The organism is Nocardioides maradonensis (assembly GCF_054777115.1).
In genome coordinates this window covers 93,765-107,573 of sequence record NZ_BAAHAZ010000017.1, presented here as the reverse complement: position 1 = coordinate 107,573, position 13,809 = coordinate 93,765, and the positions used below count along the sequence as shown (strand labels likewise).

Sequence of the window (13,809 nt, the reverse complement as noted above, 5' to 3'; positions counted from 1 at the left end):
TGAACCTTTTCGCCGCAGCCATCACACACCTCCACAAGGACTCTCAAAGTTTCGAGCACTCCCACGAGATGTGGACCGAGAATCGGGGGGCAGGACAGGTTGAATAGGCGCCTCCGAAGTAGCGGCTCATCTGAATCGTGCCCGACGCGGTCATGTACACGTCCGCGCCGTCGGGCACGCTCAGGACCGCGTACTTCGGATTCGGGCTTGCCGTCCCTGTTGAAGACAATCCTGTGACCGTCTCACTCGGGGAGCAGATCGTTGGTGCGCCGGCCGGCACTGAGGAACCCGGCACGTCAGCCATGGCCGACACCGTCACCACCCGCATCAACGCCGCGACCACGGCCAACACCAGGAGCGCGCGAAGGACAACGCGCAGCCCGGCACCAAAGAACCGACGCGACATGGCACCCCTCCCAAGACACCGAGCGGCGCCAACCCCCGCGTAACCGACGCCGGCGATCACGCTAGACGCTGCGACGACACCTGTCGCGCAAACGCCCGAATTCGCGAACGCTCATGCTGGCGGTGGGAAGGACCGCGGGTAGGGGATGATGGCGCCATGCCGACCCGACTGCTGCACGAGATGGTGTACGACGCCCCGGCCGAGAAGGTCGCCGCGATGTTGTCCGACCCGGCGTTCCGGGAGGAGGTCTGCCGGGCCCAGAAGGCCGTCACCCACAGCGTCAGCATCGACGGCGACGTGGACGCCAAGAAGGTCAGCATCCGCATGGAGCAGCCGACCGAGAAGGTGCCCGCGTTCGCGAAGAAGTTCATCGGCGAGACCGTCCCGATCGCCCAGGACGAGTCCTGGACCAGCCCGACCCACGGCGACATCAACGTGACGATCCCGGGCAAGCCCGGCGAGATGGTCGGCACCGCGATCCTCGTCGAGAAGGACGGCGTCACCACCGAGACCGTCGACCTGCAGGTCACGGTCAAGATCCCACTGGTCGCCGGCAAGCTCGAGGAGCTCATCGCCGGGCTGCTGAAGAAGGCGCTGGTCGCCGAGCAGCGGACCGGTGTCGACTGGCTCAGTCGCTGATCGGGTCAGGAAGCGGCATACCGCTGACGGACGGCCTCGCCGCTCGTGCCGATCGCCTCGCCGAGCTCGCGCCACGACAGGTGCGCTTCGCGTGCCGCCGCGATCGCTTCAGCCAGCTCCTTCTCGGCGGATGCCCGCCTGAAGGCGGCCAGCTTGACCGCCATCAGTGGCGGCAACGGCGCGCCGAAGTCCGCCGGCTCCGGCTCGTGATTCTCGAACGCGTCGGCAAGACGGTCAGCGTTGCTGATCAGGTCACTCAAGGAACGTCGCACGGTGGTCACCTCAGATACTTCAATCGCGCCGGTCGTAGTGCGTGGGCGATGGCGAGCTCGCCACCCCACCAGATCACGACACCGACCTCGACCAGCGTCCCTGCTGGATCAGGCCCGATGAACATGACCATGTTGTCGTCCTGCCGGACGTGATGGACCGCGAACCTCAGAGCGTGGAGCATCTCCTCGTCGCTCACGCCGTGGCGATACGCCGACTCGAGGATGATCGGCGCGCCGGGCTCGTCGTCCACCATGACAAGGTTACTTGCGGCAAGTTAACTTGCCAAGCCGGATCGACTCAGTCGCTGACGTCCGGATCGTCCGGGGTCTCGACCGGCTCGACCACCTCGGGCGATTCCCCGGCGAGGGCGGCGGCGCGGTCCTGCCGCGCCCGGATCCAGATCGCGATACCGAGGATGACGAACGGGCCGATCGCGAAGACCAGCACGAGGACACGCTCGTAGGGGTGCAGCGCACCCAGGTGGAGAGGGATCATGCGTCCGTGGTGCTCCTGCCGCGGGGCGCCTGCGGGCGGGTGTCGGACGAGACGTCGACCAGCTCCTCCAGGGCCTCGCGCAGGCACGTGGCGAGCAGCTCCGCGTCCGGCACCCAGTCCCGGTCCGCGGTGATGCCGTAGAACACCCCGCCGTCGTACGACGTCACGCCGATCGAGAGCGGGTGGCCCGGGAGCAGCGGCGGGACCGGGTAGCTGGCGACCATCTTCGCGCCGGCGGCGTACAGCGGCGACTGCGGACCGGGGACGTTGGTGACCGACAGCTGGTAGCCGCGGCGCAGCTCGTCCGCGGCGACCCGTGAGCCGATCGCGTGGAACGTGGTCGGGGCGAAGCCGGCGACACCGGCGAGCCGGTTGGCGGCGACGCTGCGGCCGGTCTCCTTGTGCGCCTGGAAGGAGTAGGAGACCTGGTGCAGCCGCACGACCGGGCTGGACTCACCGATCGGCAGGTCCACGAAGTGCGCGGCGATCTGGCTGCCGAGCGAGGTCGCCTCGAGCTCCTCGTCGATGACCGAGACCGGCACGAGGACCCGCACCTGACGCAGGCCGCCGAGCGACTCGGCGCGCGTCATCAGCCATGCCCGCAGACCGCCGGCAATGGCCGCGAGGATCACGTCGTTGACCGTGCCGCCGTGCGCCGCGCGCACCTTGCGGTAGTCCTTGAGGCAGGTCTGCAGCGCGACGACGCGGCGCTGCTGCGACAGCCCGCCGCTGATCGGCGTGCCCTTCTTGCCGGCCCGGTTGGCCAGCGCTGCCGCGAACGCCCTGGTACGCCGGGAACCCTGGTCCGCCAGCCGCGCGACCGCCCGACCCCGGGTGCGCAGCGTGTCGATGATGACCTCGGGCGACGTGAGCGTGTCCTCGACCGCCCCGAGCAGCAGCTGCGTCGGGCTCGGAGCCCGGTGCGGCTGCCAGTCGTCGCACTCGAGGATCCGCGGCTCCGGTGACGGGTCGAGCAGGAGCTGGCCCAGGTCGACGGTGTGGATGCCGTCGACGAGCGCCTGGTGCGTCTTCGACAGCAGCGCGACGCGGCCGCCCTCGAGACCCTCGATGAAGTACATCTCCCACAGCGGGCGGGTGCGGTCCAGCGGCCGCGACACGATGCGCGAGGCGAGGTCCATCAGCTGCTCGTGGTTGCCCGGCCGCGGCAGGGCGGAGCGACGTACGTGGAAGGTCAGGTCGAACGACTCGTCGTCGACCCACACCGGGTTCGCCAGGTGCGCGGGCACGGTGAGGAGACGCTGCCGGTAGCGCGGGACGAACGCGAGCCGGTCGCCGATGAGGGTGAGCAGCCGGCGGTAGTCGAACTCCTCGGCCTCACCGGGCTCGAAGATCTCGATCGTCGCGTTGTGCAGGGGCGTCTCGGCCGTCTCCTCGGTGAGGAAGGCGAGGTCTCGCCGGCGTACCCGGTCCACCACGGGCGACCACCTCCGGAATCTCAGGAGCCATTCAGACCCGCATGAGATTGTGTCAGACGCCGGACGGCGATCTGCCGCCGTCTCGCTGTGTTCTCCGTCCCGAAAGGCTCCACCCTTGCGCACCACGTTCCGCGCCGCGATCGCGCTCGCCGCCGTGCTCCTCCTCGCGACGGCCTGCGGCACGAAGGCAGGGTCGTCGACGACCGACACGAGCAAGCCGCTCACGATCGACGTCACCATCAACGGCACCTCGATCACCCCCAACGGCACCCGGATCGACGCCGCGGTCGACCAGAAGATCGTCCTGCACGTCACCTCGGACGGCGCGCACGAGATCCACGTCCACAGCGGCGGCGCGGGCCAGCCCATCGAGGTGTCGAAGGGCACGCACGACTACAGCTTCACGATCACCCGCCCGGGCCAGGTCGAAGTCGAGGTCGAGGAGCTCAAGGAGACGCTCTTCCAGCTCGAGGTCCGGTGATCGAGGCCCACGGGTTCGGCGGTCAGGCCGACCTGCCGATCCCCCTCGGGCTCGCCATCTCCGGCGCGGTCGCCGCGCTGGTGCTGTCCTTCGCGGTCCTGATCCTGGCGTGGCGCAGCCCGCGCTACGTCATACCCGGCGGGCGTCCGGCGTCGGCGCTGCTCGACCGGATCGCCGGCTCCGCGGCGAGCCTGGTGGTGCTGCGCACGCTCGGCATCATCGGCCTGCTCTACTGCGTGGCGACGGCCCTGTGGGGTCAGCCGTACACGACGAACCCCTTCATGGGGATCTTCTTCGTGTGGCTCTGGGTCGGCGTACCGGCCGCGGCGCTGCTTTTCGGACCCGTCTGGCGGGCGCTGAACCCGATGCGGACCATCACCGCCGGGCTCACCCGGCTCTCGGGCGGCGACCCGCGGCAGGGGATGCTCGCCTACCCCGAGTGGCTCGGGAACTGGCCCGCGGCGCTCGGCCTGTTCGCGTTCGTGTGGCAGGAGCTGGTCTCCAGCAACCCCACGGACCTGAACAGCCTGCGGCTGTGGTGTGCGGTGTACGGCGGCGCGATGCTCGTCGGGGGCATGCTGTTCGGCCAGCGCTGGTTCGCGCGGGCCGACCCGTTCGAGGTCTACTCCACGGCGATGGCGCACCTGTCGGTGTGGGCCAAGCAGGACGGACGGCTCGTGGTCCGCAGCCCGCTGGCCAACCTCGCGACGCTGCCGGCCCGACCCGGCCTCGTGGCCGTCGTCGCGGTGCTCTTCGGGTCGACGGCCTTCGACTCCTTCAAGGAGTCGAACCGGTGGATCCACATGATCCAGACGTCCTCGATCAACGGCAACGTCATCAACAACCTCGGCCTGCTGGGCTTCTGCTGCGGCGCCGGCCTGGTCCTCACCGTCGCGTGCCTCCTCACCCCGGGCGGTACGACGCCCCAGCGGCTGCTGCCCCGCCAGTTCGCGCACACGATCGTGCCGATCATCGCGGCGTACATCCTGGCCCACTACCTGACCTTCCTCATCGACAACGGCATCCAGACGCTGGCGCGGGTCAGCGATCCGTTCGGCAAGGGCTGGGACATCCTCGGGACCGACAGCTTCACGTCGAACTACTGGTTCAGCTACCACCCGACGTTCCTGGCGTCCATGAAGGTCGTCGCCGTGGTCATCGGTCACGTGACGGCCGCCGCGTCGTCACACGACCGGGCACTCGTCGTGCTGCCGCGGAGGTGGCACGTGCTCGGCCAGCTGCCGGTCCTCCTGGCGATGGTCGGCTTCACCGCGGGCGGGCTCTACCTGCTGTTCAGCGCCTGACCGGGTGAGCAAGTCCGAGGGGGCGTGCAAGCGAGACGTGCTCAGGGCGTGCGATGGCAAGGCGGAGGAGGGAGGCGGGCCGGAGGCCCGACGACTGACGACAACGCAGCCAGCGTGCGCGCTGAGCGCGTCGTAGCGTGCGCCCCCTCGGACTTGCTCACCCTAGGCGCCGCGGGCACCGGCCATCGCGTCGAGCAGCGACGCGATCGCCTTCGACAACGGGGACTCCCCCGACTCCACCAACGACCTCCCGGCGACCAGCGCGCGATCCACCGCGGGCTGGTCGTCGGGCAGGAAGCGCACGTCGCCCGCCGCGCCGAAGCCGGCGAGCATCGCAGCCACGTCGGCCTCGCGCCACCCCAGGCTGGACCGCATCCGGTTGACGACGACCCGCACGGTCGGATGTGCCTCTTCGCGGGCCAGGTGCTCGGCGAGGTCGCGGATCGCCCGTGCCAGACGGGCCAAGCCCACCGGATCGGCCGAACCGACGACCACCACCTCGTCGGCGAGGGCGAGCGCCTCGAAGGTGAGTCCGTTGCGCTCCGGGCGGACGCCGGGGTCCGCCATCGGGTCGACCTCGAGGTCGAAGCCGGTGTCGAGGACGACCTGAGCGCCCTGCCGCGCGCAGCCGACGAGCTCCTCCAGCGTGCCGGGACGCACCTCCCGCCAACGATCCGGCCGGGGCAGGCCGGTCACCAGGTGGAGCCGGTCCGACAGCCGGCGCGGCACCTCGGCGTAGCGCGCGGCCAGGGCGCCCGACGCTGCGAGCCGCGCCGCCGCGAGCAGACCGGAGACCTCGTCCAGCACACCCAGGTGCTGGGCCACGGCGCCGCCGTACGGATCGGCGTCGACGAGGACCGTGCTCAGCCCACGTCGGGCCAGCTGGGCGGCCAGGCCGACCGCCACCGTCGTACGTCCAGGCGCGCCGGCGGGACCCCACACCGCGATGACCCGGCCCTCACGACCGACCGGCACCGACGGCACCGCCTCCGGCTCCTCCGGTACGACGACCGCGGGCCGCGTCGCCGACGCGGGCTCCCGCACGACGGCCGGCAGGTCGGCCAGGTCGTCGACGGCCAGCAGCGCCTCGAGCCCGATCCTGCTCGCGCGGACCCGGGTCGCGTCGGGGTCCTGCGCCACCCCGACCAACCGCACGCCGTGGGCGGCGAGGGCGTCGACCACCGTCCGGTCCAACCCCGGCAGGTCGGCCCCGAGAACCGCCACCTCGGCCTGCCCGGTGCTCGCGGTCGCCACGAGGTCGTCGACGTCGACACACCGCTTGAGCACCACGATCCCGGGATCGGCGGACAGGGTCGCGAGCGCCTGCTGCTCCCAACCGGCGCCGGACTCGACCATCACCACGACGATCACGCGCGCACCGCCCTCAGTAGACGTTGACGTTGATCTCGGGGGCCTGCATGGCGGCGCGCGTGCGCTCGAAGCGCTCCACCTGGCTCCGCGGCACGGCGAGCACCAGCTGCCGGTCCCCGGTGACGGCGTACGTCTCGTCGTACGGCGGCGCGGCGAGCACCGTCACGCCCGCGAGCGCCTTGCCGTCGGCCGACGGACCGGAGCTCTTGTCGTCGAGGTAGACGTCGACGACCGACCCGGCGTGCACCTCGGGGTCGACGTGGCCCGGCTCGACCTCGATGGAGACCCGCACCGTGGTGGACTCCCCCGCGGCGACGACCGCCGACCGCGCGAGCAGCTCGCCCGCGCCGACGGTGTGGCCGAGGACGAGGTCGCCGGGCAGGTCCTCGTCCGCCGAGTAGTAGAGGTCGAGGTCGCCGGCGTCGGCGAACCGCACCCGGCGTACGACGAGGTCGGCGGAGCCGAGGTGCGCGCCCGCTCCCTCCTCGTGGACCAGCGCCCACACCCGGACGGTGTCGTCCGCCCCCGCCAGCAACCGCGCGCCCGCGACCACCGATGCGGTCACCAGCACGACACCGATCCACAACCTGGGGTCACGCCACCCGGCCCGCCCGACCCGTTGGGCCGGAAGGGGCGTCGACGTGCCCGGACTCCCGAGACTGGACACGCGGCCATCATGCGCCGCGCGCGCCGATCCGTCACGCATGTTGTCCACAGCGGGCCGCACCGGTCCCGCGGGTCGGGGGCGCGGAGTGACACGATGGGGCCATGGCAGGCACCCCTCGCTTCCTGACCCTGGCCGACGTGGCCGAGGTGCTCAACACCTCCAGCGCCCAGGTCTACGCGTTGGTACGCCGGGGCGACCTGCCCGCCATCAAGATCGGCGGCCGCGGCCAGTGGCGCGTCGAGGCCGACAAGCTCGAGGACTACATCGCCCGGATGTACGCCGACGCCCGCCAGTTCGTCGCCGACCACCCCTTCGAGGAGAGCACGACCGACGTCGACGCGTGAGCGTTCGAGAGCTCCAGGTCGCGGGGAGTCCTCCGATGTCCGCCCACTCGGTGGTGGGCATCCCCCATCAGAAAGGCACGCACATGCGCGCACCTCTCCGACCCGCCCGCCATCTCATCGCCATCGTGCTCGCTGGACTTCTCGCCGTCGGGATCTGCGCCGGCGCGACCGCAGCAACACCGGCAGCGAGCGCCGCAGTGCACGCGACGAGCACGCAGCCAGCCGCGCACGTGGCCGCGCGCACGATCCAGAACTGCCGTACGTCGGAGATCCCGTGCCGCTACAAGGCCGTCAATTTCGCCTACGGGAGCCGCAAGTTCAACATGATCAAGCGCGAGCTCACTCTCCGACCCGCGCGATCGCGCTCGCTTCCCGAGTGCTATGGAGGGACCAGCTACGTGATGCGCGTCTTCGAGGACGGCTCGAGCGCAGTCCGTGAAAACGGATGCATCATCGCGCGTCCTGTCGCCGCGCGGGGGTGGGGCTGGACCTGGATCGCCTCTCCGACCTTCTGGTCCAACACCTGGAAGGTGACCAAGTGCGTGTCCGCGGTCATCGTGGCGGTCGTGCCGATGGCGAAGGCCGCCCGCTTCGTCCGGGAGCTCGGTGGGATCCGCAAGTCGGCCGAGCTGATCGTGAAGGCCGGCACCTGGGCAGACCTGAAAGCAGCCGCTCCTGGTCTCGCCGGTGAGATCCTCGGCATCTCCGCCGTCGCGGACGCCTGTTTCTGATGCCCTCTCGCGACCGATCAGAGGGGCGGGCGCTGCTTGATCGTGCCCACGAGCACAACCGCACGCGTCTCCTCGCGCCAGTTCTCACGGCCTACCTCACCGCCTACCTTGCCGTGGACGCCATGTTCGTGAGGACCTGGTCACTCTCCGACGGGGCGTTGATCGTCCCCTTGGCCGTCATGATGCTCGTGGCCCTGCTCGCCGATTGGCGAGGTTGGGACCGCTCCCGACCATTCCGACGACTGACCCTGATCAGTGCGCTGGTCCTCGGCATCGTCGCAGCGTTGTCCACCGGACGCATCGGCTGACGCCGCCGGCGCCAGCGCGAGATCGATATCGTGCTGGCGCCGGTCAGCCGACCTTGCCGCCCAGTGTCACCTCGGCGGTGTGGTCCGAGCCCCCGCGCCGGTAGGTGACCGTGAGGTGGTCCCCGGGCTGGAAGGTCCGCACGATGACGATCAGGCTGACGTAGCTGGTGACAGGCTGTCCGTTGATCGAGGTGACCACGTCACCGGTCTCGAGACCGGCCGCGTCGGCAGCGGTCCCCGGGTAGACCTTCTCGATCGTGGCGCCGGCGAGGTTCACGCCGCTGTCGGCCTTCGGCTTGACGCCCATGTAGGGATACTGCGCCTTGCCGGTGCGCAGGATCTGGTCGACGGTGACCCGTACCTGCTCGACGGGGATCGCGAAGCCCAGGCCGATGTTGCCCGCCTGGCCCGAGGTGGTGCCGGTGCCGCCGCTCGTGGCGATGGCCGAGTTGATGCCGATGACCTGCCCGCGCATGTTGACCAGCGGGCCGCCGGAGTTGCCGGGGTTGATCGCGGCGTCGGTCTGGATCGCGTCGATGAACGACTGGTCGGTGGCGCTCTCCCCGGTCTGGACGGGCCGGTGCAGGGCGCTCACGATGCCGGAGGTGACCGTGGCGTCCAGTCCGAGCGGGGAGCCGATCGCGACGACCGGGTCGCCCACGCGCATCACCTTCGAGGCTCCCAGCGCGGCCGGCTTCTCCTTCGGCGCGTTCTTCACGTAGAGGACCGCGAGGTCGTAGACGGTGCTGCGGCCGACGATCGTCGCCGGGTAGCGCTTGCCGTCCTGGTAGATCACGGTGATCGGGCCGCTGTCGATCGCGGCCGCCCGGATCACGTGGTTGTTCGTGATGACGTGGCCCTGCGTGTCGAGGACGAAGCCGGAACCGGTCGCGCCGTCGTCCTCACCGCCGTACTCCGCCACGATCTGGACGGTGCTGGGCAGGACCGCGGCGGCCACGGCCGCGACCGAGCCGCTCCTGGGCAGCGGCGGCTCGGTGGCCAGGTCGACGCCGCCCAGCCCGGCGGAGACCTGGCCGCCCTGGGTCGAGAAGTGGTGGTAGACCGCGGCGCCTCCGAGGCCGCCGAGCAGGCCGATCACGAGCGCGACGAGCGCCACGGCGGGCCAGGCCCATCCCGGCGTACGACGCGGGCGGGCGCTGGGCGGCGGGAAGCCGCCCCCGAGGGTGAGGTGCTGGGTCGGCGACGGCGGAGCCGGAGGTACGGCGGCCGGGGGCCGCTCCGGGGCCGGGGGCAGGTCGGCGGAAGGCGGCTCGGCCGGCGGCTCCTCGGCGACCGGCTGCGACGGCGCGGCAGCGGGTGCGCCGACCGGGGGCATCAGCGGCTGCGCGCCCGGGACGGGCGGAGCCCACGGCGAGGATCCCTGCGCGGGGTCGGGGAGGATCGGCTGCGTCTCCTCGGCCGGGTTCTGCTCGTCGCTCACGCCCCCATCATGACCGATGGGACCCAGACGGGGATCAGCGGAACGTGTGCACGACGCTCTCGCTGACACCGCGGTGCACCACGTGCAGGCGGGCCGGGGACTGGCGGCGCTGGCGTGAGGCGGTGGTGGCGGCGGGCGTCGGTGTGGCGTTGCCGATCTGGGACACCGGCGGACGTACGTCGCCCGCACCCGAGCCGGGGGCCATGCCGAGCGCGACGACGCCCAACAGCGCGGCACCGATGGCTCCGCCGCCCACGGCGGCGGCGCCGATGCCCACCCGGCGCGCCATGCTCTCCCGCCCGGGCGTCAGGTAGGCATCCCCGGGCGTGAGGCTGAGCAGCGAGCCCTTCAGGTCGTGCAGCGACGCGTCGTCCGCGCCGGCGGCGAGACCCGCGAGGCGTGACTTCACCCACCCCTCGCGCTCGACCAGGTCACGGCAGGCGTGACAGCCGTAGACGTGTCGCCAGGCCTCCTCGGCGTCGGCGGGGCTGAGCTGCCCGTCGAGCAGGGCGCTCACGCGCGCTCCGAGGTGGCCCATCATGCGCCGGTGACCTGCGGCAGCGGGCCGGCGAACCTGGTACGGCCCGCGGCCGGCGCACGGTGCGCCAGCGCCGACCGCAGCAAGGCCCGGCCGCGGTGGATGCGCGACCGGACCGTGCCGAGCTTGGCGCCGAGGATGTCGGCGATCTCCTCGTAGCTCAGGCCCTCGATGTCGCACAGCACGACCGCGGCGCGGAAGTCCGGGGGCAGCGCGGCGAGGGCGGACTCGACGTCGTCGTCGAACGTGCCGTCGGCGTACGCCGTGTCGGGTGCGGCCGTCGGGCTGGCGAGCCGGGCGGCACGCTCGTCGGACAGGGCGTCGAAGCGGATCCGCTGCTTGCGGCGGGCCTGGTCGAGGAACAGGTTCGTGGTGATCCGGTGCAGCCAGCCCTCGAAGGTGCCGGGCGTGTAGGTGTGCAGCGAGCGGAACACCCGGACGAAGACCTCCTGGGTGAGGTCCTCGGCGTCGTGCCGGTTGCCGGTGAGCCGGTAGGCCAGCCGGAACACGCGGTCGGAGTGGTCCTCGACGATCCGCGCCCACGCGTCGGGGTCGGTCCGCACCTCGGGCTCCGAGCTGTCCACCGTCTGCGCCGACATGGCTACCAACCTCTTCTTCCGCACGACCAACCTGATCGCTCCCCTCACGCTAGAAGTGGTGCCTGAGACTTCCCTGTGAAGACGATCAACGAACAACGTGCGTTCGGTGTTCCCCGGCCCGCCTCGCCTCATGCCTGTTCGGCATCTCTCACACTAGGGTGAGCGTGTGGCCGTCACCCCGATGAACCAGACCAGCTGGACCTACGCCGAGAGCTACGTGACCGAGGACGAGGTCCTGGCCGCAGCGCGCGCCCGCGCCGAGGAGGTCGGCGTGGTGTCGATCGGCTCCGGCGGTGGCGCCGCGCTGCGTTTCCTCGCCGCGGTGCTCGAGGCGCGGGCGGTCGTCGAGATCGGCACCGGCACCGGCGTCTCCGGGCTGTGGCTGCTGCGCGGCATGCGTCCCGACGGGGTGCTGACGACCGTCGACGTCGAGGCGGAGCACCAGCGCCTCGCCCGCGAGACGTTCAAGGAGGGCGGCATCCCCGCCCAGCGCGTGCGCACGATCGCCGGCGCCGCGCTCGACGTGCTCCCCCGGCTCACCGACGGCCACTACGACCTGGTGTTCGCCGACGGCGACAAGCGCGAGTACGCCGCCTACCTGGCCGAGGCGATGCGGCTGTTGCGCCCCGGTGGCGTGCTGGCGTTCGACAACGCGCTCTGGCACGACCGGGTCGCGGACCCGTCCCAGCGCGACGCGGAGACCGTCGCCATCCGCGACCTGGTCCAGGCCGTCGCGGAGACCGAGGGCCTGGTTCCCGTGCTGCTGCCCGTCGGCGACGGGCTGCTCGTCGCGAAGAAGGTCTGGACGCCGGAGGCCGACTGAGCTGCAGGAATCCCCGGTCGACCGGGGATTCCTGCGCACTTGTGGGGCCGGAGTGACCCCTGTGGCGCGAGCTACTCGCCGCGTGGGGCGACGGCGAAGCCGGCCGCGCCCGCGGCGATCGAGACGACCTCGCACGGCTCGATCAGGACCGGCGCGCTGCCGATGATCTTCGAGCCCGGAGCCTCGGCCGCGCCGGCGGCGAAGGTGGTCTGGAAGGACTCCCGCGCGGCGGCGTCCGCGAACACGTAGCAGCCCTCGAACCACTCGCCCGGCACCATCCGCCAGGTCTTGTAGGCCAGGCCGTCCATGCCCTGGAAGCGGGCGTGCGAGGTGTCCGCCACGTAGTCGCGGAGCTGCTGCTCGACGCCCTCGGGCGCCGCGGTGAGGGACCAGCGAACGGTGAGTCCACGCATCAGTGCTTGATTCCTTCCAGGGGATCCGGGGTGCCGAGCCAGGCGAGCAACAGACGGGCGCCGAACCCGGACGGGCCCGGCGTCCACTCGTGCCATTCCTTCTCGACGTCGCCGACGGACGCGATGTCGAGGTGGGCCCACGGCACGTCGCCGACGAAGTGGCGCAGGAACAGCGCGGCCGTCAGCGCACCGGGACCGGGCGGGTCGTTGCGGGCATCGGCGATCTTCGACGCGAGCGAGTCCTCGTACCCGTCGTACAACGGCAGCCGCCAGAGCGGCTCCCCGGCACGCTCGCCCGCGTCGCGCAGCCGCGCGGCGAGGACGTCATCGGTGGCGAACAGGCCGCCGACCTGCTGGCCGAGCGCGACCTTGACCGCGCCGGTCAGGGTCGCGACGTCGACGAGGACGTCGGGCTCGAGCTCGGAGACGGCGTACGCGAGCGCGTCGGCGAGGACCAACCGGCCCTCGGCGTCGGTGTTGCCGACCTCGCTGGTGCGGCCGCCCCAGTGGGTGATGACGTCGCCGGGTCGCAGCGCGTCACCCGAGATGACGTTCTCGGCGGCGGCGACCAGGCCGATCACACGGACCGGGCAGTCGACGTCGGCCAGCGCGGCCATGGTCGCGAGGACCACGGCACCGCCGGTCATGTCGCGCTTCATCGTGGCCATGCTCTGGCCCGGCTTGATGTTGAGGCCACCGCTGTCGAAGGTGATGCCCTTGCCGACGAGCACGACGGTGGGCAGCTTCTTGGCGGCGCGGGCGGAGATGCCGCGCGGGGTGTAGTCGAGGCGGATGAGCCGCGGCGGGGTCGCCGAGGCGCGGCCCACGGCTGCGATGCCGCCGAAGCCCTCCTTGAGCAGCGCGCTGTCGTCCCAGACCTTGACGGTCAGACCGGCGTCGGCGGCCATCTGCTCGGCCTGGTCGGCGAGCCACGCCGGGTTCTTCAGGTTCGACGGGACGGTCGCGAGCATCCGCGAGCGCCATCCGGCGCCACCGATCGCCACGGCGCGCTCGAGCAGCGCACGGTCGGCGGGACCGCCCTGGGTGGCGATCACGACGCGTTCGACGGGTCGGTGCTGCGGGCCCTCGGAGCGCCAGTGGAAGTCGAAGGAGCCGAGCGTCATGCCGACCACGAAGGCCTCGATGGCCGCGTCCACGGCGTCGTCCTCGGCAGCGACGTCCGGCACCGAGGTGACGACGCCCGTGCGGTCGCGGCAGGCCTTGGCCAGTGCCGCGCCCGCTCGGCGTACGTCGATCGGGCGGGCCTCGCCCACACCGACCAGGACCACCACGCGGAGGTCCTCGAGACCGTCGACCGGCGCCAGCACCGGGACGACGGTCGCCTCCCCCACCGCACCGGTCAGCCCGTGCACGTCCGCGGCGGCGAGCAGGTCGATCCCCAGCGCGTCACCGAGATCGGCGGCACCGGGACCGAGCAGGACGTCGCCGTCCTCGCCGGGAAGCACAGGCACCGCCGCCGCCTCGACGCCACGGGCGCGAGCGACGACACCGAGGGATTCCGCGCTGAGCGCGAACTGCG

Annotated in this window: 19 protein-coding genes; 7 read left to right on the top strand and 12 right to left on the bottom strand. The window is 71.6% G+C overall.

Going from position 1 to position 13,809, the window contains the following annotated elements; translation table 11 throughout:
• Positions 1-43: 43 nt before the first annotated feature.
• On the bottom strand, positions 44-406 hold the full coding sequence (locus tag ACYVAQ_RS18815) for a hypothetical protein (protein WP_460791993.1): 363 nt from the start codon (positions 404-406) through the stop codon (positions 44-46).
• Positions 407-562: 156 nt separating this feature from the next.
• Here ACYVAQ_RS18815 and ACYVAQ_RS18810 point away from each other — a divergent pair, with 156 nt between their 5' ends.
• Entirely contained in the window at positions 563-1,045 is a 483-nt protein-coding gene (locus tag ACYVAQ_RS18810) for a DUF2505 domain-containing protein (protein WP_460791992.1), read from the top strand.
• Positions 1,046-1,050: 5 nt separating this feature from the next.
• On the opposite strand, the gene ACYVAQ_RS18805 is transcribed toward ACYVAQ_RS18810, so the two are convergent.
• The 4 genes from ACYVAQ_RS18805 to ACYVAQ_RS18790 are packed head-to-tail and all read right to left on the bottom strand — an operon-like array spanning position 1,051 to position 3,249.
• Entirely contained in the window at positions 1,051-1,326 is a 276-nt protein-coding gene (locus ACYVAQ_RS18805) for a hypothetical protein (protein WP_460791990.1), read from the bottom strand.
• Complete coding sequence (locus ACYVAQ_RS18800; protein WP_460791989.1) at positions 1,323-1,568, bottom strand: hypothetical protein; 246 nt, start codon at positions 1,566-1,568, stop codon at positions 1,323-1,325. The genes ACYVAQ_RS18805 and ACYVAQ_RS18800 overlap by 4 nt, the downstream gene beginning before the upstream one ends.
• A 47-nt stretch (positions 1,569-1,615) precedes the next feature.
• A complete protein-coding gene (locus tag ACYVAQ_RS18795) occupies positions 1,616-1,813 on the bottom strand; it encodes a hypothetical protein (RefSeq protein WP_460791988.1) in 198 nt (65 codons plus the stop codon).
• Positions 1,810-3,249, bottom strand: coding sequence for a WS/DGAT/MGAT family O-acyltransferase (locus tag ACYVAQ_RS18790; protein WP_460791987.1), 1,440 nt, complete (start codon positions 3,247-3,249; stop codon positions 1,810-1,812). Before ACYVAQ_RS18790 ends, ACYVAQ_RS18795 begins: the two co-directional genes overlap by 4 nt.
• A gap of 115 nt (positions 3,250-3,364) precedes the next feature.
• On the opposite strand from ACYVAQ_RS18790, the gene ACYVAQ_RS18785 reads away from it, so the two are divergent.
• A complete protein-coding gene (locus tag ACYVAQ_RS18785) occupies positions 3,365-3,730 on the top strand; it encodes a hypothetical protein (protein WP_460791986.1) in 366 nt (121 codons plus the stop codon).
• Positions 3,727-5,034, top strand: coding sequence for a hypothetical protein (locus tag ACYVAQ_RS18780; RefSeq protein WP_460791985.1), 1,308 nt, complete (start codon positions 3,727-3,729; stop codon positions 5,032-5,034). The genes ACYVAQ_RS18785 and ACYVAQ_RS18780 overlap by 4 nt, the downstream gene beginning before the upstream one ends.
• A 162-nt stretch (positions 5,035-5,196) precedes the next feature.
• Here ACYVAQ_RS18780 and ACYVAQ_RS18775 read toward each other — a convergent pair whose 3' ends face one another.
• Positions 5,197-6,405 carry an AAA family ATPase gene (locus ACYVAQ_RS18775; protein ID WP_460791984.1) on the bottom strand — a complete coding sequence of 403 codons (1,209 nt, stop codon included), beginning with the start codon at positions 6,403-6,405 and terminating at the stop codon, positions 5,197-5,199.
• A 13-nt stretch (positions 6,406-6,418) separates the two neighbouring features.
• A complete protein-coding gene (locus ACYVAQ_RS18770; protein WP_460791983.1) occupies positions 6,419-6,976 on the bottom strand; it encodes a hypothetical protein in 558 nt (185 codons plus the stop codon).
• Positions 6,977-7,173: 197 nt separating this feature from the next.
• Between ACYVAQ_RS18770 and ACYVAQ_RS18765 the strand changes: the two genes are divergently transcribed.
• The 3 genes from ACYVAQ_RS18765 (at position 7,174) to ACYVAQ_RS18755 (ending at position 8,455) form a co-directional block, all read left to right on the top strand.
• The gene (locus ACYVAQ_RS18765; protein ID WP_460791982.1) at positions 7,174-7,416 is read left to right on the top strand and encodes a helix-turn-helix domain-containing protein; all 243 of its coding nucleotides are present in this window, start codon (positions 7,174-7,176) and stop codon (positions 7,414-7,416) included.
• An 83-nt stretch (positions 7,417-7,499) separates the two neighbouring features.
• Positions 7,500-8,147, top strand: coding sequence for a hypothetical protein (locus tag ACYVAQ_RS18760; protein ID WP_460791981.1), 648 nt, complete (start codon positions 7,500-7,502; stop codon positions 8,145-8,147).
• The gene (locus ACYVAQ_RS18755; protein WP_460791980.1) at positions 8,147-8,455 is read left to right on the top strand and encodes a hypothetical protein; all 309 of its coding nucleotides are present in this window, start codon (positions 8,147-8,149) and stop codon (positions 8,453-8,455) included. Before ACYVAQ_RS18760 ends, ACYVAQ_RS18755 begins: the two co-directional genes overlap by 1 nt.
• A 43-nt stretch (positions 8,456-8,498) precedes the next feature.
• Here ACYVAQ_RS18755 and ACYVAQ_RS18750 read toward each other — a convergent pair whose 3' ends face one another.
• The 3 genes from ACYVAQ_RS18750 to sigE are packed head-to-tail and all read right to left on the bottom strand — an operon-like array spanning position 8,499 to position 11,033.
• Positions 8,499-9,896, bottom strand: coding sequence for a S1C family serine protease (locus ACYVAQ_RS18750; protein ID WP_460791979.1), 1,398 nt, complete (start codon positions 9,894-9,896; stop codon positions 8,499-8,501).
• Positions 9,897-9,930: 34 nt separating this feature from the next.
• Complete coding sequence (locus ACYVAQ_RS18745; RefSeq protein ID WP_460791978.1) at positions 9,931-10,413, bottom strand: hypothetical protein; 483 nt, start codon at positions 10,411-10,413, stop codon at positions 9,931-9,933.
• 20 nt (positions 10,414-10,433) lie between these two features.
• On the bottom strand, positions 10,434-11,033 hold the full coding sequence (sigE, locus tag ACYVAQ_RS18740) for an RNA polymerase sigma factor SigE (RefSeq protein ID WP_460791976.1): 600 nt from the start codon (positions 11,031-11,033) through the stop codon (positions 10,434-10,436).
• 181 nt (positions 11,034-11,214) lie between these two features.
• Here sigE and ACYVAQ_RS18735 point away from each other — a divergent pair, with 181 nt between their 5' ends.
• Positions 11,215-11,856 (top strand): O-methyltransferase, encoded by a 642-nt coding sequence (locus ACYVAQ_RS18735; RefSeq protein WP_460791998.1) that lies wholly within the window; start codon positions 11,215-11,217, stop codon positions 11,854-11,856.
• 71 nt (positions 11,857-11,927) lie between these two features.
• Here the strand turns inward: ACYVAQ_RS18735 and ACYVAQ_RS18730 are convergent, their stop codons facing one another.
• A complete protein-coding gene (locus ACYVAQ_RS18730; RefSeq protein ID WP_460791975.1) occupies positions 11,928-12,269 on the bottom strand; it encodes a hypothetical protein in 342 nt (113 codons plus the stop codon).
• Positions 12,269-13,741 (bottom strand): leucyl aminopeptidase family protein, encoded by a 1,473-nt coding sequence (locus ACYVAQ_RS18725; protein ID WP_460791974.1) that lies wholly within the window; start codon positions 13,739-13,741, stop codon positions 12,269-12,271. Before ACYVAQ_RS18725 ends, ACYVAQ_RS18730 begins: the two co-directional genes overlap by 1 nt.
• Positions 13,742-13,809 lie beyond the last annotated feature (68 nt).